The following is an 18,870-nucleotide window of genomic DNA, read 5'->3' as shown; positions in this document are numbered from 1 at the left end:
GCTGTCCAGGAAAGAGGCAACGCTCGTTTCTTCATGCGCTACGATCAGGAAACGCTGATGCCCTCTTTCGCTCCTCCACCGGCTGCCGCGCCGTCGCTCGGCCTCTCCGCGCTCGACGACGACGCGCTCCTCGCCCGGCTCGTCGCCGGTCGCTACCGCGGCGACCCGATCGCCGACCGGCTGGTCGAGGTCTTCGCCGCGCTGCCGGGCCGGACCGGCTGGCGGATGCTCGATGCGGCCCTGGCCGACGGGATCGACGCGGTCCCCGACGCTCCGCCCGAGCTGCGCGCGTTGCTCGCCGACGCGACCGGGCCGCCGCCGTGGCTCGACCTCGAGCTGGTCGATGCCGGGGCGATGAGCTTCTGGCGGGCGGGAGCGCCGACGCTGGCGGTCGCGCTGGTCTACGGCTCGCTCGCCTTCGGCTACCAGTTCGCCGACCTCTCGCGGCCGCTGGCGGCGACCGGGCGGCTGGAGCGGATGGCCTCGCGGCGGATCGGGGAGACGAGCCGCTGGGCGCTGGCGGTGACCGCCCCCGGCGGGATGCACCCGGGCGGCGCGGGCTGGTCCAGCAGCGTGCGGGTGCGGGTCGTGCACGCGCTGGTGCGGGCGCGGCTGCTGCGGTCGGGGGCCTGGGACGTCGACGCCTGGGGCGTGCCGATCAGCGCCACCGGGATGATGGCGACGGCGATCGGCGGCTTCCACGTGCTGCCGGAGCGCGCGATGCGCGACCTCGGCGTGCGCACGACGGCCGCTGACCGCGAGGCCCGGATCGCGCTCTGGCGCTGGGTCGGTGCGGTGATGGGGGTGCCGGCGGAGCTGTTGCCGCTCAACGCGGCCGAGGCCGAGCGGCTGCTCGACGCCTTCGGGCGCTGCTCGGCGGGCCCGAGCGAGGACGGCACGCGGCTGATGGAGGCGCTGGTCCGGCAGGGCCTCCCGCTCGAGGGGATCCTGCCGCCGTTCGCGGTCGGGCCGGCCCGCGCGCTCGGCGCCCCGGTGATCTCCGCGCTCGTCCGCCGCTGGATCGGCGATCCGGTCGCCGACGAGCTGGGCCTCGTGCGCTCGCCGGTCGGGCGCCTGGTCCCGCTGCTGCGGCCGCTGGTGCGGGTTCAGGTCCTGGCGCTCGCGGCGGGTCTGCTGGGCGACGAGCAGCGGGCCGCCCGGCAGCAGATCGGGGCCGTCGGTCGCCTGCTCGATCGCGCCGGCGACCCGTCGGCACCGGTCGCGCCGAGCGATACGGCCGCCGAGGGGGCGATCACCGCGCGTCGCGGACGGGGGCCCGCCGGGGCGGCGCGTCGTGGCACCGATCCGGTCGGGGAAGCCGTCGACGATCCGCGTTCCGCGACCGCCGCGAACCGCCGGACGGGACCCGTCGCTGCCCCCGGGGAGGGCCCCGCGACGGCGGCCGCGGCGACCGCGAGGCTCGGCCGTCCCGGACGGCTGTGGAGCCGCCGCCCGCCGCTGCCCCGCCGTCTACACCGAAACGACCATCGGGACCCGCCCGGACGGCGGGAAGATCAGCCCGGATCGCTCGTGGTGGACGGCGAACGGTCGTAGTCTGGGGAGAGTGCACGCGCTCTTCGACGACGCCCTCGTGCCGTTCCCGAAGGTGGGGCGGACGTACCGCCAGACCCGCCGGGTCACGCACGAGGACGTGACTCCGCTCGGCCGCGCGCGATTCGACGCGATCGCCCGCTGGCTCCAGCACCTGGCCTACTGCGACGTCGCCGACGCCGGGATGCTCTCGTACGCCGTCTGGATCGTCCGCCGGACCCGGATCCGGGTCGACCGCTTCCCCGCCTTCGGCGAGCAGATCGAGCTGCGCACGGCGTGCAGCGGCGCGTCCGGACTGACGGCCGAGTGGCGGACGACGATCATCGGCGAGCAAGGCGCGCTGGTCGAGGCCGCGACGCTGTGGGTCTCGGTCGACCCCGCGACTGAGCGTCCGCGCCCGAACCCGCCGGAGATGTACGCGGTCTTCGGACCGTCCGCCGGCGACCGCCGCGTCCGCTCGCGGCTGACCCATCCGCCCGCCCCGCCCGAGGCGACGGTGCGGCCCTGGTCGTTCCGCAACGCCGACCTCGACGTCGCCGGCCACGTCAACAACGCCGCCTACTGGCAGGCGATCGAGGAGGCGCTCGGAGCCGTCGTCGTCGCGCAGCCGGCCGAGGCGGAGATCGAGCACCACGCCGCCGCCGACGCCGGCCCGGCCAGCGTCCGCGAGCAGGGCGAGTACCACTGGATCCACAACGCGGCCGACGAGCGCTGCGCCTCGGTCCGGCTGCGGGTCCAGCCGGCCGGCTGAGCGGCGGCGGAGGCCGCGGAGCCCCGGCCGCGGAGTGTTCTTCCCGCTCGGGAAGATCTGGCGGTCATCGCTCGGCCGGATCGTCACCTCAGGGTCATTCTTCCCGGACGGGAAGATTTCCGGCAAGGATCGCCCTGCGGCTCGCTTCCGCGGTATGTTCTTCCCGTGCGGGAAGATTTCAGTGTGTTCGCCGGAGGTCCGACCGAGCTGGGGGCGGCGCTCCGCAACGAACGCAAGCGCCAGGGCCTGACGATCGAGGACCTCGCGTTGCAGGCCAACCTGGGTGCGCGTGCCGTTGGGGAGATCGAGCGCGGCAAGCCGACCGCCGAGCTGGCCGGCGTCCTCCGCGTGATCGAGACCCTCGGCCTCTCGCTCACGCTGGAGCGCCGAGATGGCTGAGGAGGGCGCCGTCGTCTGGTGCTTCGGTCAGATCGCCGGGCTGCTTGCGCCGCGTTCCGGCGGCATGGCCTTCCGGTACGCGCCGAGTTGGATCGCGGACCAGCAGCCCCCGCTCTCGTTCTCGCTGCCGCTCGACGGGTCGTTCTCCGACGCGCAGGCGACGGCGTTCTTCGGGGGCCTGTTGCCCGAAGGACAGCCGCGTGAGCTGCTGGCCCGCAAGCTCGGGGTCAGCGTACGGAACGACTATTCGATGCTCGTCGCCCTCGGCGGCGACACGGCGGGCGCGATCAGCGTCTTTCCCGCGGAGGTGGATCCGGAGGGGACCGAGGGCGGGGTCCAGTGGCTCGACGAGCGCCAGGTCGGGACGCTGATCGACGAGTTGCCGGACCGCCCGATGCATGCCGACGCAGACGGTGAGTGGCGTCTCTCGCTGGCGGGCGCGCAGGACAAGTTGCCGGTGGTGGTCCGCACCGACGGGACGATCGGCCTGACGCGCGGACGCGCGCCCTCGACGCACATCCTCAAGACGCCGATCGCGCGGCTGGAGGACACCGTCGCCAACGAGGCGTTCTGCCTCCACTTCGGAGCGGCGCTGGACCCGAGCAGGACGATGCCGTTCCGGACGGTCGACACGACGCCGATCGTCTGCGCCGGACGCGACGCCCTGCTAGTCGCGCGCTACGACCGGTCGACGGTCGACGGGGACACCCGGCGGCTCCACCAGGAAGATCTCTGCCAGGCGCTCGGGATCGCGACCGCCCAGAAGTACGAGACCGAGGGCGGCCCGGGGGTCACCGCCTGCATCGGTGCACTGCGCGAGGCCGCGGCGGGGCGGGCGGTCGCCAGCTTCGTCGACTACCTGATCCTGAGCTTCCTGGTGGGCAACCACGACGCCCACGGCAAGAACTACTCGCTGCTCTACGGCCGGGGTGATCGGCGGGCCTCGCTGGCTCCCGCCTACGACATCCTCAGCACCGTCGCCTACCAGCGAACGCACAACCTGACGCGGAGGATGGCGATGCGGATCGGTGGCGAGGACCGGCCCGAGTACGTCCGGGCGCGCCACGTCGCGCGGATGTGCGAGGACGCCAGGATTGGTCTCGGCCCGACCCGGCGCCGGATCAGGACGCTGGCGACGCGGGCACCGGCCGTGGCAGCGCAGGTCCACGACGACTTCGTGCGCCGCGGGTGGGACCGGCCCGTCCTCGAGGGGATCGTAGAGATCGTCCGCCAGCGCTCGGCGATGCTGCTGGGGATCGTCGACGGGGGGTAGGGCCCCGGGCGACGCGGGGCCGGCGGACGTGCGGAGTTCGACTGGCGCTCCCGCGCGGGCGTCGCCACGAGATCCGCCGCGCCCTCGAGGCCCTCGCCGACGGCCGATCTCCCGGATCCGCGGGGCCACCGCGTAGCCTCGACGGTCATGGCTGCCCCGCGGGATCCGTCCAACGCCGAGATCGCCGAGCTCTTCGAGGAGCTGGCCGACCGCTACGAGCTGGACGGCGCCGTCGTCCACCGCGTGCTCGCCTACCGCAACGCCGCGAAGGCGGTCCGCGACGCTCCGCGCTCGGTCGCGGCGATGGCCCGGGCCGGCACCGTCACCGAGCTGCCCGGGGTCGGCAAGACGCTGGAGGAGAAGCTGAACGCGCTGCTCGAGACCGGGGAGATCCCGGCGCTCGTGAAGCTGCGGGCGAAGTTCCCGGCCGGCCTGCTCAGCATCACCCACCTGCCCGGCCTTGGCGCGAAGCGGGCCCGCAAGCTCTACGACGCGCTCCAGGTCGACGGCCCGGCGGCGTTGCGGACGGCGATCGAGCAGCACCAGGTCCGCGAGCTGGCCGGCTTCGGCGCCAAGTCGGAGGAGAAGCTGCTGGCCGCGCTCGACGCGGCCGGCGACCAGCTCGAGGCCCCGCGCCGCGAGCTGCTGTCGCGCGCGCTGCCGCTGGGCGAGGCGCTGGTCGCCGAGCTGCGCGAGCGGGGGACGGCGGCCGGGGTCCACCGGGTCGAGCTGGCCGGCTCGGCGCGCCGGCTGGCCGACAGCGTCCACGACCTCGACATCATCGCCACCGCCGACGACGCGGCGGCCCTGATCGAGGTCTTCCGCTCCTCCGAGCTGGTTGCCGACGTCGCCAGCTCCGGCGCGAACGGCGCCCACGGCGTGCTCCAGTCCGGGCTCGCCGTCGACCTGCGGGTGGTCGCGCCCGACCAGTTCGGCAACCTGCTCCAGCACTTCAGCGGCTCGAAGGACCACAACGTCGCGATCCGCGAGGCGGCGGTCAAGCGCGGGCTCCACGTCTCGGAGTACGGGATCCTCGACGACGCGACGGGGGAGACGGAGCGGTTCGCGACCGAGGAGCAGGTCTACGCGCGGCTCGGGCTGCCGTGGATCCCGCCGGAGCTGCGCGAGAACCGCGGCGAGCTGCGCCTGACCGAGATCCCGCCGCTGATCGAGCAGGCCGACCTTCGCGGCGACCTGCACATGCACACCACCGCCAGCGACGGCCGCGGCAGCGTGCGCGAGATGGCCGAGGCCGCCCGCGAGCTGGGCCTCGACTACATCGCGATCACCGACCACTCGGCCTCGCACGGGTTCGGCGACGCGGTCTCCCCGGACCGGCTGCGCGAGCTGATCGGCGAGGTCCGCGCGGTCGACGACGAGCTCGACGGGATCACCGTCCTGGCCGGCAGCGAGGTCAACATCGGGACCGACGGCGGCCTCGACTACGATGACGAGCTGCTCGCCGAGCTCGACTGGGTGGTCGCCTCCGTCCACACCGCCTTCGACCACGACCCGACGGCCCGGATCGTCGCCGCCTGCGAGCACCCGCTGGTCGACGTGATCGCCCACCCGACCGGGCGCCTGATCGAGCAGCGCCCGCCCTACGCGCTCGACGTCGACGCGATGATCGCCGCCGCCGAGCGGACCGGGACCTTCCTCGAGATCAACGCCTCGCCACGGCGGCGCGACCTCCACGACGTGCACGCGCGGGCGGCCCGGGACGCCGGCGTGCTGTTGGTGATCGACTCCGACGCCCACGGCCCGGAGACGCTGGGCAACACGCGCTGGGGCGTGGCGACCGCCCGCCGCGGCTGGCTGTCCGCCGCCGACGTGGCCAACACCCGGTCGTGGGCCGACCTGCGGAAGCTCCGCAAGGGCGGCCGCTGAGCGGGCCCCGCGCGGGGCCGACCGGCTCCTTGATGTGTTCGCCACCTCTACGGTGGGCAAACGACCTGCCTCCCCGGGCGGCCGGCCCAGCGCCGGCCTGTGCTCAGTCGGCGGCGACCCGCTTCGCGGCGCCGGACTCGGCCCGCTGCCGGGCGTGCAGGCCGAGCATCTCGTAGAGGACCGTCGCGGCCAGCAGCGCGGTCGGCTGCCCGGGGCCGTCGTAGGGCGCGGAGACCTCGACGACGTCGAAGCCGCGGAAGTCGATCCCGGTCAGGGCCCGGACCAGCCGCAGCGCGTGGTCGCTGGTCGGGCCGCCGACCTCGGGCGTGCCGGTGCCGGGGCAGAAGGCCGGGTCGAGGAAGTCGACGTCGAAGGTGAAGAAGGCCGGGCCGTCGCCGAGCCGGGCGCGGGCGATCTCGCCGAACGCCGCCGGGGTCAGCTCGCGGAGCTCGTCCCACGGCAGCACCTGGAGCCCGAGCTGACGCGGCAGGTCGGCGTCCTCCGGCGTGTAGAGCGACCCGCGCATTCCTGCCTGAAGCGTGCGGGCGGGATCGATCAGCCCCTCCTCGAGCGCGCGCCGGAAGACCGTGCCGTGGTTGTAGGGCAGGCCGAAGTACTCGTCCCAGAGGTCGCCGTGGGCGTCGAGGTGGACGAGCCCGAGCGGCCCGTGGACCGCGGCCAGCGCCCGCAGCTCGGCGAGCGTGACCGAGTGGTCGCCGCCCATCCCGAAGGTCGTCGCGCCGGTCGCGGCCAGCCCGCCGACGAACTGCTGGATCCGCTCGAGCGTCTGCTCGATGTAGCCGGGCACGGTCAGCGCGTCGCCGGCGTCGGCGACGCTGAGGTCGCCGAAGACCTGGACGCCCTGGCCGGGGTTGTACGGCCGCAGCAGCGCCGACGCGCTGCGGATCGCCTCGGGGCCGCTGCGGGCCCCGCCGCGGAAGGTCGCCGCGCCGTCCCACGGCATCCCGAAGACCGCCGCGTCGGCATCGTCGACCCCGGGCACGTAGGGCAGCCGCGCGAAGGTCCGGGGACCGGTGAAGCGGGGGGACAGGAGGGCGTTGCTGGGCTCGTACATACGGGGGATCTCCGGGGACGGTGTGGGGGCACGCTAGCCCGGCCTCGGGTCTGGGACAATTGGTCGGACGTCCAATGGCACGGCCTACGATCGGTGATCTCGTCTCTGACCCGGCGCTGCCCTTGCGGCAGGTCGCGGGGGCGACCGTCCCGGGCCGCGGGATCCGCAGCGCCCACGTCACGGACCTGCCGCAGCCCGGGCGCTACCTGCTGCCCGACGAGCTGGTCCTGACCAACGGCCTGTGGGCGACCGAGGTGTCGGCGGCGGAGTGGATCGCCGAGGTCGCCGGCGCCGGGGCGGTCGCGGTCGGGTTCGGGCTCGGCACCCCGCACGCGGCCTTCCCGGACGGACTGCTGGCCGCCTGCGAGGCCCACGGCCTGCCGCTGCTGGAGGTCCCCGAGGCGGTCTCGTTCGGGCGGATCCAGGCAGTCCTCGCCCAGCGGCTCGCGCGGGACGAGCAGGTCGCGCTCCGGCGGCACCTCGACCGGACCCGCGAGCTGCTGCTCGGGCTCGCCGACGGCGGCGGCTACGACGGCCTGATCGCGCTGCTCCAGCGGGAGACCGGCGTCGCTGCCGCGCTGGTGGGGCCGGGCGGGCGGCTGCTCGCGGAGGCCGGCTTGCGGCCGACGCCGGAACAGGCGTGCGCGGCGGTCCAGGCGGCCCGCACCGGCAGCCTGCCGTCCGCGATCGGCGACGAGCTGAGCGCGTTCGGGGCCCCGGGCGACCCCTATCCCGCCTCGACCCTGCTGCTCGACCGGCCGCTGCCGGAGATCTCCGACGAGGTCCGCGTGGTCGTCGGCCAAGTCGTCACCTACGCCGCGCTCGAGGAGGCGCGGGCCCGCGCCGGGCGTGAGGCGCGCAGCGGACTCGCGCGCGAGATGCTCGCGCTGGTCCGCAGCGGCGACCTCGGGGAGGCCGCGCTCGCGGTGCGACTGACGGCGCTCGGGCTCGACCCGCAGGCGCCGCTGGCGGTGATCGCCGCGGCGAACACGACCGCGGCGGTCGCCTACGCGGCCGAGGCGAGCGGTCTGCCGTACGCGGCGACCGAGCGCGACGGGGTCGTGCTCGTGGTGCTCGATCCGGGCGATCGCGAGGACCCGGTCGGCGCGGTCGCGGTGACGATCGCGGACGGTGGCGAGCCCCCGGTGCTCGGCGGCGGGCGCCCCGGGCGCGGGGTCGAGGGACTGCGCCGCTCGCTCCGCGAGGCCCAGGCGGCCCTGACCCTGGCCCGGGTTCGGCCTGCGGGCGAGCGGGTCGTGCGGCAGCTCGACGTCGGCTCGCACCTGCTGCTGCTCGACCTGGTCGACCCCGACGTCCTGCGGGCCTTCCGCGAGTCGGTGCTCGGGCCGATCGAGCGCTGGGACGCCGAGCGCGGCACCGACCTGGTCGAGACGGTCCGGGCGTTCCTGGCTCACGGCGGGCGCTGGCGGGAGACGGCCGGGCTGCTCCACGTCCACCACAACACCCTCCGGCACCGCCTCGCACGGGTCGAGGCGCTGACCGGCCGCGACCTCGACCTGACCGCCGACCGCGTCGACCTGCACCTGGCGTTGGCGGTTCCGCCCGACGGATAGACGGCCACCGGCGAGCGACGAACGACCAACGTCGGGGCGCAAGATTGGATGGACGTCCACTATCGCCCCGCGGGTCGCCCGACCTAGATTCGGCCATCGCCAACGCCCGAGGAAGAGAACAGCTCGTGTCACCGCCCGAGGACGCCCCGCGAACGCTCAAGCGCGAATTCACGCTCTGGTCGGCGTTCGCCATGGCCTTCGCCTTCATCTCGCCGATCGTCGCGCTCTACGCGATCTTCGGCTTCACCGTCCAGGCCGGGGGCCCCGCCTCGTGGTGGGGCTTCCTGTTCGTGATGCTCGGGCAGATGCTGCTCGCGCTGGTCTTCGCGCAGCTGGTCTCGCGCTGGCCGTACGAAGGCAGCCTGTACCAGTGGGCCCGCCGCCTGGTCGGCGAGCGCTACGGCTGGTACACCGGCTGGGCGTACATGTGGACGCTGACGATCGCGATGGCCGCGGTCGCCTACGGTGCGGCCGGGTTCGTGCCGACGGTGCTCGGGATCGACCCGTTCTCCAGCGGCGTCCAGTTCCTCGTCGCGCTCGCCCTGATCGTCGCCGCCACGCTGCTCAACACCGCTGGCCGCCGCGGCCTCAAGATCTTCGTCGCGCTCAGCATCGGCGCCGAGGTGATCGGCAGCGTCGGCGTCGGCCTGGTCCTGCTGCTCTTCCACACCGCCCACCCGATCAGCGAGATCTTCAGCACCGCGGGTGCCGCGGAGAACGCGAGCGGCGGCTACCTGTGGGGCGGGATGCTCGCCGGGATGGCCTTCATCGGCTGGGCGTTCGTCGGCTTCGAGAGCGCCGGGGCGATCGCCGAGGAGGTCCACGAGCCGCGCAAGGCGCTGCCGAAGGCGATCATCCTCTCGCTGGTCGTGATCGCCGTCGTGGTGATGTTCTCCGCGCTCGGCCTGATCCTGGCGATCCCCGACTACGGGCCGATCCTCGACGGCCAGATCGCCGACCCGGTCGCCGACACGATCACGCTGGCGCTCGGCTCGGGCGTGACCCGACCGCTGTTCCTGCTGTTCGTGATCGGCTTCTTCGCCAGCCTGCTGGCGCTCCAGGCCTCGGCCTCGCGGATGATCTTCGCCTTCGCCCGCGAGGACACGCTGCCGGGCTCGCGGGTCCTCTCGCGGCTGTCCGACCGCGACCGGCTGCCGATCCCGGCGATCCTGGTCGCCGGCGGGGTCGCCTCGCTAGTGCTGGTGACGACGCTCGCCGACGCGGTCTTCGCGACGCTGGTCAACTTCACCAGCGGCGGCTTCTTCATCGCCTTCAGCCTGCCGGTCGTCGGCCTGCTGGTCACCCAGCTGCGCGGCCGCTGGACGCCCGGGGTCTTCGCGCTCGGGCGCTGGAGCCTGCCGGTGACGGCGCTGGCCGCGGTCTGGGCGTTGTTCGAGCTGGTCAACATCGCCTGGCCTCGCGCCACCGACCTGCCCTGGTACCAGCAGTGGGGCGTGCTGCTGATGACGATCGTGATCGGCCTGCTCGGGGCGGCCGTGCAGCTGACCCGACGGACCCAGATCGCTGCCGCCGGCGAGCAGCGTGCTCGGCTCGGCGACGATCACCTCGAGGTGCCGCCGGAGTCCGAGCCGGTGCCGGCCCCCGTCACCGTAGGCTCGCCGGCATGAGCGAGCAGCGGGTGGCGGTGGTGACCGGAGCGGCCAGCGGGATCGGGGCGGCGATCGCCGCCCGGCTCGGCCGGGACGGCTGGACGGTCGCGGGGATCGACCTCGCGCCGACCGCCGACCTCGCGCTGGCGGTCGCCGCCGACGTCACCGACCGCGCCGCCGTCGCGGCCGCGATCGCCCGGATCGCGGCCGAGCTCGGCGAGGTCGAGCTGCTGGTGACCGCGGCCGGGATCTACGAGATCGTGCCGTTCGCCGAGATCGATCCCGAGCGCTGGGCACGGATGCTGCGGATCCACGTCGGCGGCACGATGCACGCCTGCGCGGCGGTCGTTCCCGCGATGCGCCGCGCCGGCCGCGGTCAGATCGTCACGATCTCCTCCGAGCTGGGGTTGGCCGGCGGCGACGGCGAGGCCCACTACGCGGCGGCCAAGGGCGCGATCATCGGCTTCACCCGCAGCCTCGGTGCCGAGCTGGCGCCGGAGGGGATCCGGGTGACCTCGGTCGCGCCGGGCCCGACCGACACGCCGCTGCTGGCGGCGGACTCGCCGTGGCGGGCGCCGGCCTACCTCGACGCGCTGCCGCTGCGGCGGTTGGTCCGCCCGGACGAGGTCGCCGAGACCGTCGCCTTCCTCGTCGCCGAGGGGACCTACTTCGCCGGCCAGGTCGTCTCCCCGAACGCCGGGGCGGTGATCTGATGGCTGCGGACGACCGCTCCGCAGCGGGCGCCAGCGGCTCGACGGGGGACCACCGGCCGCTCGACGGCCGCGTCGCGCTGGTGACCGGCGCCGCCCAGGGGATCGGCCGCGCGATCGCCGAGCGACTGGCCCGCGACGGCGCGCAGGTCGCCGTCAACGACCGCACGGGCGGTCCCGCGCTCGACGACGTGGCGGCCGTCACCGGCGGCCTCGCGGTCCCGGCCGACGTCGCCGATCCGGAGGCGATCGCCGCGGCGGCCGCCACCGCCGCCGAGCGACTCGGTCCGGTCGACCTGCTCGTCGCCAACGCCGCGGTGATGGACCTGGCGCCGTTCGGCGACCACGACCACGACGCCTGGTGGCGCCAGATCGACGTCAACCTGAGCGGGACCTACCACGCGATCCGCGCTGTCCTGCCCGGGATGCGTCGGAACGGGGGCGGGCGGATCGTGGTGATCGCCTCGGAGTGGGGCGTCGTCGGCTGGCCGAACGCGACCGCCTACTCGGCGTCGAAGGCGGGGCTGATCGCCCTGACCAAGTCGCTCGGGCGCGAGCTGGCCCCCGACGGGATCCTCGTCAACGCGATCGCCCCCGGGGTGATCGACACGCCGCAGCTGGACCACGACGCCGCCGACGCCGGGGTCTCGGCCGAGGAGATCCGCCGCCGCTACGCGAGCGAGACCCCGCTCGGGCGGATCGGGAGCGCCGACGAGATCGCCGCTGCCGGCGCCTTCCTCTGCTCGCCGGGGGCGGGCGGCCTGGTCGGTCAGATCCTCCAGCCCAACGGCGGCACGACCCGGGGGCCGGCGTGACTGGCGGCCCGCGGCGCCCGGTGCCGGACGCCGAAGGTCCGGGGCGAGCGGACGTGCCGCGGTCGGCGGGCCTGGCCGCGACCCCACCGCCGCTCCCGGACCGTCCCCACGGTCCCGTTCGCAGCCCGGCGCCCGCCGGCTGGGGACGGGGCGCCGCCGCGACGGTCGCGCTCTGCTTCGACGTCGACGCGGAGGCCCCGATCCTGGCCGCGGGACAGCACCACGCCCGCGACCTCTCCGCGATGTCGCACCAGGCCTACGGGCCGCTGGTCGGCGTGCCGCGGATCCTCGAGCTGCTCGAACGCCACGGCGTGCCCGGCACGTTCTTCGTCCCGGGGGTGACCGCCGAGCGCTGGCCGACGACCGTCCGGTCGATCGTCGATGCCGGTCACGAGGTCGGCCTCCACGGCCACACCCACGCGACCCTGCCGGGGATGAGCGACGACGAGCAGCGGGACGACTTCGCGCGCGGGCTGGCGGCGCTGCGGGCGCTCGGCGTCGAGCCGCGCGGCTACCGGGCGCCGCTCTGGCGTCAGACCGCGCTGACCCTCGAGCTGCTCGCCGAGCACGGCCTGCGCTACGACTCGTCGCTGATGGACGACGACCGGCCCTACCGGCTCGACGTCGGCGGCCGCACGCTCGCCGAGCTGCCGGTCCACTGGTGCCTCGACGACTGGGAGCAGTACGCGTTCCTGCCCGAGCCCGAGATCGGCCAGCGGATCGTCGCTCCGAGCCGGGTCGCCGAGCTCTGGATCGAGGAGCTCGACGCGATGCGCCAGACCGGCTCGCTCTGCGCCCTGACCTGCCACCCGTTCCTCTCCGGCCGGCCCTCCCGGATCCGCGCGCTCGATCGCTTCGTGCGCTTCGCGCTCGGGTGCGGCGACGTCCGGTTCGAGGCGGCGGGGACCGTCGCCGAGCGGGTGCTCGACGGGAAGTAGCGCCGGACCGCTACCGCCGGTAGCGTGCCCGCATGCGGATCGAGCTGTTCCTGGCGTACTGGCCCTGGTTCTCCTTCGAGGAGCAGGTCGCGATGGCGGAGCAGGCCGACCGGCTCGGCCTCGGCGGGGTCTGGGTCTCGGAGGCCTGGGGCCAGGACGCGGTCTCGGTGCTCGGCGTGATCGCGGACCGCACCGAGCGGATCGCCGTCGGCTCCGGCCTGCTCCAGATCCCCGCCCGCCAGCCGACCGCGACGGCGATGGCGGCGGCCACGCTCGACACGATCTCCGGCGGCCGCTTCCGGCTCGGGCTCGGCGTCTCCGGTCCGCAGGTCTCGGAGGGCTGGTACGGCGTGCCGTTCAGCCGTCCGCTCGGCCGCACCCGCGAGTACGTCGAGATCGTCCGCCAGGCCTGGTCGCGCGAGCCGGTCCAGCACGAGGGCCGCGAGTGGACGCTGCCGACGCCGGACGGGACCGGGCTCGGCAAGCCGCTGAAGCTGATGATCCAGCCGCCGCAGCCGCAGGTCCCGGTCTACCTCGGGGCGATCGGGCCGAAGGCGATCGAGCTGGCGGGGGAGATCGCCGACGGTTGGCTGCCGGCCTTCCTGAACCCGTTCGACACCTCGATCCTCTTCGACCGGCTCGACGCCGGCCTCGAGCGCGGCGGGCGGCAGCGGGCGGACGTCGACATCGTCGCCGGGGTCCCGCTGGCGGTCGAGGACACCGTCGAGGCGGCCGAGGACGCGGTTCGGCCCTGGATCGCCTTCTACCTCGGCGCGATGGGCGCGAAGGACAAGAACTTCTACGTCGACCTCTGCGCCCGCTACGGCTTCGGCGAGGCGGCCCACGAGGTCCAGGACCGCTTCCTCGCCGGGGATCGCGCGGGCGCGATGCGGGCGGTGACGCGCGACATCCTCGAGGTCGCCGCGATCGCCTGCACCCCGGACGAGCTGCCGGGGCGCCTGCAGACGTTCGCCGACGCCGGGGTCGACGCGCTCAGCGCGGTCGTCTTCGGCAGCGACCGCTCGCGGACGGTCGAGCTGCTGGCCGCGGCGCAGGGCTGAGCGCTGCGACGGTGGTCCCGGCGCGGCGCGCCGGGACCTGAGGGCCGTCCGCGCGTGGGCGGGCGACGCGCGGTGGCGGGCGGCCCGGGACGCAATCGCCCGGGCCTGATCCGCCGGGACTCAGGCGGCCGTGGCCACCGGGGCGGAGACTGTCGGCTGCGCGGCCTCGCGGAACGTGACCAGGCGGCCGCGATCGGCGCACCAGAGCTTGAGCCGCATCGAGCGCATGCCCTCGCGGAGGGTCAGCACCGGCACCTCCTGGAAGATCGGGCTGCTGTCGTGCGCGGCCTGGAGGTGGTAGTTCGGGACCTTCGCGCTCAGGTGGTGCACGTGGTGGAGCCCGATGTTGCCGCTGAAGTACTGGAGGACCTTCGGGAGCCGCAGGTACGAGCTGCCCTGGAGCGCGGCCTCGGCGTAGCTCCAGGTGTCCGAGTTCTCCCAGTAGGCGTCCTCGAACTGGTGCTGGACGTAGAACAGCCAGACGCCGGCGCCGCCCGCGAGCCAGACCATCGGCATCTGGACCATCAGGAACTCCTTCCAGCCCATCGTCAGGCAGAGCGCGGTGATGATCGTGACCAGCGCGATGTTGGTGCCGATCACGCTGCGCTTGATCCGCGTCCGGTCGCTCTTCTTCCACAGCCGCGGCTGGATCACCAGAGCGGCGATCGGGCCGAGCGTCATCATCACGAACGGGTTGCGGGTCAGGCGGTAGATCGTCCGGGTTCCGCGCGAGGCGTTCTGGAACTCCTCGACGGTCATCGTCGGCACGTCGCCGTCGCCGCGACGATCGAGGTCGCCGGCGGTCGCGTGGTGCATCGCGTGGCTGTGGCGCCAGGCGGAGAAGGGGGTGTAGACGATCGTCGCCAGGACGACCCCGACGTAGTGGTTCGCACGCTTGCTCGAGAAGAAGTTCCCGTGGGCGCAGTCGTGGAACATGATGTACGTGCGCAGCAGGAAGCCGGCGGCCGGGATCGAGATCGCCAGGACCAGCCAGTACGAGACGTCCAGCAGCAGGTACATCACGTAGAAGAGGACGACGTATGGCACGACCGACGTGAGCAGGTCGAGGATGCTGCGCCCGAGATGCGGCTGGGCGTACGGCGCCAGGCTCTGCTTCCAGGGGGCCGGAGAGGCGCGAGACGCAGTCTGCGCCGGGGATACCAGGGTGTCGGGGCTCATCGTCCTACCGTCGTGTTCGGGAATCGGGAGTCGCTGCGACGTGACGAGACGGCAGGCGACCGGAGGATTGTCCATGTTCGGGGACCCTTCTGCGTAGATTCTTCGTTTCCGAAGGACGCATCTGAGGCACCGCTCGTCCTCATGGTCCCGCGACGGGGCGCCGCTGTCCCTGGGGCGGAGCCCCGAGCGAGTCGGGGGTTAACCCCCGACTGGGGCCGGAATCACCCGGCGGCGGGGGGGGGGGTGGCTGCGGCCCGGGGCGGCGGGTGGCGGGGTGGTGGCGCGGGTGGTGGCCCGGGGTCGGCGGGCGGCGGGCGGCGGCGGGCGGCGGGTGGCCGGTGGCGCGGGTGGCGCGGGGGTCGGCGGCGGGTGGTGGGTGGCGCGGGGGCCGGCGGTCGGCGGCGGGCGGGGCGGGGGTCGGCGGAGGGTGGCGGGGTGACTGATGCGGATTTGTGGCCTATACGACAGGAAATCCGCATCAGCTCGCCCGCGCACCCCCGACTGATGCGGAATACCGTTCGCGGGCAACGCCAACCCGCACCAGCCCTCGCCGCCGCGCCTCGCCGCCGCGCCCGTCCCGCCGCCCCCAAGCCGCGCCACCCACCGTGCGGTCACAAACCGACGGGCCTGGGCGTAGTACCACCGTGCACGCCGACCGACGATCCGACGAGCAGCTGCTGGCGGCCGCCGTGGCCGAGCCGGAGGCGTTCGGCGTCTTCTACCGGCGCCACGTCGAGGCCCTGCTCGCGTACCTGCTGCGACGAACCGGACGACCAGACCTGGCGGCCGACGTCTGCGCGGAGACCTTCGCCACCGTGCTCGAGCGGCTCGACGCGTTCGATCCGGCACGGGGGGTGGCGCGGGGCTGGCTGTTCGCGATCGCGGGCAACCAGCTGGTCGACGCGATCCGCCAGGGCCAGGTCGAGGATCGCGCTCGTCGGCGGCTGGGGATCCCTCCGCGTGAGCTGACCGACCGCGATCTCGAGCGGATCGACGAGCTGCTCGACCGCGACGGCGACGATCTCGGCGTGCTGCTCGCGGACCTGCCGCCGGAGCAGCGCGAGGCCCTGCACGCACGGATCGTGCAGGAGCGGGACTACCAGGAGATCGCCGGAACGCTCGCGGTCTCGGAGGCGGTGGTCCGGAAGCGGGTCAGCCGTGGATTGGCGTTCTTGCGCGGACAGCTGGGGGAGGCACGGCGATGACCGACTTCATCGAGGGACTGGAGCAGGACCTGGTCGCGGCGGCCGAGCGGCAGGCGGCGGCCGGCACCGAGGCGAGGGCGCACGCGCTCGTGGGCGAGGCGGCACCCGAGCCGGCCGGCGGCGCGGCGCGCCATCGTCGGCCGGGACGCCGCTCGACCGGCTCCGCCCCGCCCCGACGGCTGGCCTGGTCGCTGCGGGCGGTGGCGGTGGCGGTCGCGGTCTTGCTCTCGACGGCCGCGGTCGCCGCCGCGACGCTCTACACGCTTCGGGGCGCCGTGATCCCGGCCCCGGCCGCGGTCGACGTGCCGCGCGAGCAGACCCCGGTCCCGTCGAGCGCCCGGGTCAGCGAGCTGCGGATCCCGGACCCGACGGCCGGCACCCCGCCGTGGACGGTCCGCGTGGCCCGCAGCGACACCGGCTACGTCTGCAGCACCGTCGGCCAGGTCCGGGGGGAGCGCTTCGGGCTGGTCGGCCTCGACGGCCGCTTCCGGGAGATGGCTCCGGGGCTCGCCGACGCCTGCGGCCAGGAGCAGCGATCCGGCCTGACCCTGGTCGGGGCCCGGGTCCTGGCCGGCAAGCGACCGCGTGACGTGCGCACGATCGTCAACGGGATCGGCGGCGACGGGCTCCGCCGGGTCGAGGTCGAGACGGTCGCCGGGAGGTCCCCGGCTCGCGTCGGCGCCGGCGGGACGTTCGTCGCCGTGCTCGCCGGCTACCCGGAGGACCTCGGTCTGCGGGTCAGCTTCCGGTTCGCCGACGGCCGCCGGCAGGTCGAGACCTTCGGGCGCGATCCGCGGATCGTCCCGGACCCGGCCGGCGCTGGCGCGTGGAAGGCCGACGCGATGCAGATCGCGCAGCCCGCGAGCAGCGGGACGACGACGCCGTCGCGACGGCCGACGAGCTGCAGCAGCCTGACGTCGGCCCGCGCCGCCGCCGATGCGCCGCGCAGTCCCACGGCCTGCGGTCGCCTGTCGGTCGTCGGCACGGGCACGAAGATCGAGTTTCGTGGGGTCTTCCTCGCCGTCCGGCGGCTCTCGTCGGACCCGGCGTCGACCCGCAGGCTCGGCGGGAGCAGGGTCGGCGTCGCGGGCGACTGGCACGGGCGACCCGCCCGGACGGCGGTCTGGGGGATGGTCGGCGGCGAGGTGCGCTCGGTGACGGCGGTCGACCCGGCCGGCCGGGTGCGGCCGGTCCGGATCCTGCCGGGCGGTGCGCTGGCCGGGGTCTTCCCCGCGAGCGTGGATCCCGCGCGGCTGCGGATACGGATCCGGACGCGCGACGGGCGCACGCGGACCGTCCGCGGGCAGACCGGACTGCTGGGGTGGTCGCCGTCGGCGGCCGCGACGACGAGGAACGGGGGATGACCGTGCGACGCAACGTCCTGCGGGTGGCGATCGCGGCGGGCACGGTCGGTGTGCTCGGCGGTGCGGTGGCGGCGGTGGCGATCCCGGACGACACGCCGCAGCGTGACGCGCAGCCGGCGGTCCGGGCGACGCCGGTCGTACGGGTCGCCGCGGCCCGCCCCGAGCCGTCGTGGCCGGGCGCGGTCCGCCTGCGCGTGATCGGGCGTCCGGCGATCGCGGTCCGGGTCGCGGACCCGGCCGGCGGTCCGGACTGGGCGGTGCGGGTCTTCGAGGCCGACCGGACCTACCGCGACGAGCGGGCCACGCCCAGCCGGATCCGTGTGGTGGGTCGCAGCCGCTGCGTCCAGCTCGGTCGGATGCATCGGGGCCGGTTCGGCTGGATCGACGCCTACGGCACGTTCCGGCCGACGCGACCGAGTCTCTTCGGCGGTCCTGCCAACTGCGGTTCCCGGCGCGACGACCTCGGCCGCGAGCCGTTCGTGGAGGGCCTGCACCCGATCGTGGGCCTGGCCGGCGCGAGCCCGCACCTGGCGAGCACCGTCGTCTGGGGCATCGCCGGTCCGGCGGCCCGCGACGTGCGGCTGCGGGTCGGCGGCGAGGCGCTGCCGGCCGAGCGCGGGACCGCGGGTGCGTTCCTCGCCGTCGGCGACCATCGACTCGACGCGGGACGGACGTCGGCGCTCGTCACCTATCCGACCGGCCCGGCCGTCGACACCGCCGGGCCGCGCCAGGAGGACTGGTCGCGGATGCCGGCATGGATGCGGCGGCGGGCGGCGGCGGAGCAGCATCGGACGGCTCCGGGGTCGAACGTCGAGACGAAGGTCGTGGCCCGGGCCGCGGACCCCAACGGGGGCCTGCCCTACGGCCTGGTCGCGGTCAAGGCGCGTCGCGGATGGTGCGTCGGGAATCCCGGGCGGGTGGTCGACGACCGGGTCGGGACGGTCGACTTCCGGCGCGGGACCTTCACCGAGGTCCGGCCCAGCGGGACCTCCTGCCTGTCCCAGGGCACGCCGACCCGTCGCCAGCCGATCATGATCGCGCGGGGCGGGCAGGACCTCGGGCAGGAGCCGATGTGGGTCGAGGACGATCCGGTGCCCGGCCGGGTCGCCCGGCGGACCCTGCCGGGCCTGACCTGGCTCGCGGGGCGGACCCACGACGACGTGCGGTCGGTGACCCTGCGGACCCCGCGCGACGTACGGACGCTGGTCCCCGACGACGACGCCCACGCGTTCCTGGTCGTCTACGACGGCAGCTTCCCGTCCGGCCACCTGGAGTCCACCGCGACCTTCACCGACGGCGCGACCGCGCGCGACCGCACGCCGCTCGGGTTCTGAGGCGGCGCGCGGCGGGGCGGGGCGGCGAGCTGATGCGGATTTGTGGCCTATACGACAGGAAATCCGCATCAGCTCGCCCGCGCACCCTGGCTGATGCGGAATACAACGCCAACCCGCATCGGCCCCCGCCTCCGGACGCCGCGC

At 74.7% G+C, this 18,870-nt stretch carries 16 protein-coding genes; 14 read left to right on the top strand and 2 right to left on the bottom strand.

The genetic code is table 11. The features are described 5' to 3' along the window. Positions 1 to 57: 57 nt before the first annotated feature. From ACVUH9_RS17275 to polX, 5 genes are all read left to right on the top strand, one after another. A complete protein-coding gene (locus tag ACVUH9_RS17275; RefSeq protein WP_475759121.1) occupies positions 58 to 1,554 on the top strand; it encodes an oxygenase MpaB family protein in 1,497 nt (498 codons plus the stop codon). A 10-nt stretch (positions 1,555 to 1,564) separates the two neighbouring features. Continuing rightward, entirely contained in the window at positions 1,565 to 2,302 is a 738-nt protein-coding gene (locus tag ACVUH9_RS17270; protein ID WP_475759119.1) for an acyl-ACP thioesterase domain-containing protein, read from the top strand. Between the two features lie 183 nt (positions 2,303 to 2,485). Continuing rightward, the gene (locus ACVUH9_RS17265) at positions 2,486 to 2,701 is read left to right on the top strand and encodes a helix-turn-helix domain-containing protein (RefSeq protein ID WP_475759117.1); all 216 of its coding nucleotides are present in this window, start codon (positions 2,486 to 2,488) and stop codon (positions 2,699 to 2,701) included. Next, a complete protein-coding gene (locus tag ACVUH9_RS17260; RefSeq protein WP_475759115.1) occupies positions 2,694 to 3,974 on the top strand; it encodes a HipA domain-containing protein in 1,281 nt (426 codons plus the stop codon). Before ACVUH9_RS17265 ends, ACVUH9_RS17260 begins: the two co-directional genes overlap by 8 nt. A 147-nt stretch (positions 3,975 to 4,121) precedes the next feature. Beyond that, positions 4,122 to 5,861 carry a DNA polymerase/3'-5' exonuclease PolX gene (gene polX / locus ACVUH9_RS17255; protein WP_475759113.1) on the top strand — a complete coding sequence of 580 codons (1,740 nt, stop codon included), beginning with the start codon at positions 4,122 to 4,124 and terminating at the stop codon, positions 5,859 to 5,861. 103 nt (positions 5,862 to 5,964) lie between these two features. On the opposite strand, the gene speB is transcribed toward polX, so the two are convergent. Further along, positions 5,965 to 6,936, bottom strand: a complete 972-nt coding sequence (gene speB / locus ACVUH9_RS17250; RefSeq protein ID WP_475759111.1) for an agmatinase — start codon at positions 6,934 to 6,936, stop codon at positions 5,965 to 5,967. A 74-nt stretch (positions 6,937 to 7,010) separates the two neighbouring features. On the opposite strand from speB, the gene ACVUH9_RS17245 reads away from it, so the two are divergent. The 6 genes from ACVUH9_RS17245 to ACVUH9_RS17220 all read left to right on the top strand — a co-directional run bounded on the left by ACVUH9_RS17245 (position 7,011) and on the right by ACVUH9_RS17220 (position 13,644). Continuing rightward, positions 7,011 to 8,510 carry a helix-turn-helix domain-containing protein gene (locus ACVUH9_RS17245; RefSeq protein WP_475759109.1) on the top strand — a complete coding sequence of 500 codons (1,500 nt, stop codon included), beginning with the start codon at positions 7,011 to 7,013 and terminating at the stop codon, positions 8,508 to 8,510. Between the two features lie 125 nt (positions 8,511 to 8,635). Continuing rightward, positions 8,636 to 10,138 carry an APC family permease gene (locus tag ACVUH9_RS17240; RefSeq protein ID WP_475759108.1) on the top strand — a complete coding sequence of 501 codons (1,503 nt, stop codon included), beginning with the start codon at positions 8,636 to 8,638 and terminating at the stop codon, positions 10,136 to 10,138. Further along, complete coding sequence (locus ACVUH9_RS17235; protein ID WP_475759106.1) at positions 10,135 to 10,833, top strand: SDR family NAD(P)-dependent oxidoreductase; 699 nt, start codon at positions 10,135 to 10,137, stop codon at positions 10,831 to 10,833. The genes ACVUH9_RS17240 and ACVUH9_RS17235 overlap by 4 nt, the downstream gene beginning before the upstream one ends. Beyond that, on the top strand, positions 10,833 to 11,645 hold the full coding sequence (locus ACVUH9_RS17230; RefSeq protein ID WP_475759104.1) for an SDR family NAD(P)-dependent oxidoreductase: 813 nt from the start codon (positions 10,833 to 10,835) through the stop codon (positions 11,643 to 11,645). The genes ACVUH9_RS17235 and ACVUH9_RS17230 overlap by 1 nt, the downstream gene beginning before the upstream one ends. A 53-nt stretch (positions 11,646 to 11,698) precedes the next feature. Next, complete coding sequence (locus tag ACVUH9_RS17225) at positions 11,699 to 12,583, top strand: polysaccharide deacetylase family protein (RefSeq protein ID WP_475759102.1); 885 nt, start codon at positions 11,699 to 11,701, stop codon at positions 12,581 to 12,583. A 32-nt stretch (positions 12,584 to 12,615) separates the two neighbouring features. Beyond that, positions 12,616 to 13,644, top strand: coding sequence for an LLM class F420-dependent oxidoreductase (locus ACVUH9_RS17220; RefSeq protein ID WP_475759100.1), 1,029 nt, complete (start codon positions 12,616 to 12,618; stop codon positions 13,642 to 13,644). Positions 13,645 to 13,764: 120 nt separating this feature from the next. On the opposite strand, the gene ACVUH9_RS17215 is transcribed toward ACVUH9_RS17220, so the two are convergent. Next, complete coding sequence (locus tag ACVUH9_RS17215) at positions 13,765 to 14,823, bottom strand: fatty acid desaturase (RefSeq protein WP_475759098.1); 1,059 nt, start codon at positions 14,821 to 14,823, stop codon at positions 13,765 to 13,767. Positions 14,824 to 15,467: 644 nt separating this feature from the next. Between ACVUH9_RS17215 and ACVUH9_RS17210 the strand changes: the two genes are divergently transcribed. The 3 genes from ACVUH9_RS17210 to ACVUH9_RS17200 are packed head-to-tail and all read left to right on the top strand — an operon-like array spanning position 15,468 to position 18,726. After that, positions 15,468 to 16,028 (top strand): RNA polymerase sigma factor, encoded by a 561-nt coding sequence (locus ACVUH9_RS17210; RefSeq protein WP_475759096.1) that lies wholly within the window; start codon positions 15,468 to 15,470, stop codon positions 16,026 to 16,028. Next, positions 16,025 to 17,392: a hypothetical protein gene (locus ACVUH9_RS17205; protein WP_475759094.1), complete on the top strand. Its 1,368-nt coding sequence runs from the start codon at positions 16,025 to 16,027 to the stop codon at positions 17,390 to 17,392. Before ACVUH9_RS17210 ends, ACVUH9_RS17205 begins: the two co-directional genes overlap by 4 nt. After that, positions 17,389 to 18,726 (top strand): hypothetical protein, encoded by a 1,338-nt coding sequence (locus tag ACVUH9_RS17200; protein ID WP_475759092.1) that lies wholly within the window; start codon positions 17,389 to 17,391, stop codon positions 18,724 to 18,726. Before ACVUH9_RS17205 ends, ACVUH9_RS17200 begins: the two co-directional genes overlap by 4 nt. Positions 18,727 to 18,870: the final 144 nt, after the last annotated feature.

The organism is Patulibacter ginsengiterrae (assembly GCF_056269115.1).
Note: the sequence above shows the minus strand (reverse complement) of the source record. Positions and strands in the feature narration are given on the sequence as shown.

Coding starts and splice junctions, on each gene's coding strand:
- ACVUH9_RS17275 (WP_475759121.1), top strand. CDS start 58: ATGCCCTCTTTCGCTCCTCCACCGGCTGCCGCGCCGTCGCTCGGCCTC.
- ACVUH9_RS17260 (WP_475759115.1), top strand. CDS start 2,694: ATGGCTGAGGAGGGCGCCGTCGTCTGGTGCTTCGGTCAGATCGCCGGG.
- polX (WP_475759113.1), top strand. CDS start 4,122: ATGGCTGCCCCGCGGGATCCGTCCAACGCCGAGATCGCCGAGCTCTTC.
- speB (WP_475759111.1), bottom strand. CDS start 6,936: ATGTACGAGCCCAGCAACGCCCTCCTGTCCCCCCGCTTCACCGGTCCC.
- ACVUH9_RS17245 (WP_475759109.1), top strand. CDS start 7,011: ATGGCACGGCCTACGATCGGTGATCTCGTCTCTGACCCGGCGCTGCCC.
- ACVUH9_RS17235 (WP_475759106.1), top strand. CDS start 10,135: ATGAGCGAGCAGCGGGTGGCGGTGGTGACCGGAGCGGCCAGCGGGATC.
- ACVUH9_RS17230 (WP_475759104.1), top strand. CDS start 10,833: ATGGCTGCGGACGACCGCTCCGCAGCGGGCGCCAGCGGCTCGACGGGG.
- ACVUH9_RS17220 (WP_475759100.1), top strand. CDS start 12,616: ATGCGGATCGAGCTGTTCCTGGCGTACTGGCCCTGGTTCTCCTTCGAG.
- ACVUH9_RS17215 (WP_475759098.1), bottom strand. CDS start 14,823: ATGAGCCCCGACACCCTGGTATCCCCGGCGCAGACTGCGTCTCGCGCC.
- ACVUH9_RS17205 (WP_475759094.1), top strand. CDS start 16,025: ATGACCGACTTCATCGAGGGACTGGAGCAGGACCTGGTCGCGGCGGCC.
- ACVUH9_RS17200 (WP_475759092.1), top strand. CDS start 17,389: ATGACCGTGCGACGCAACGTCCTGCGGGTGGCGATCGCGGCGGGCACG.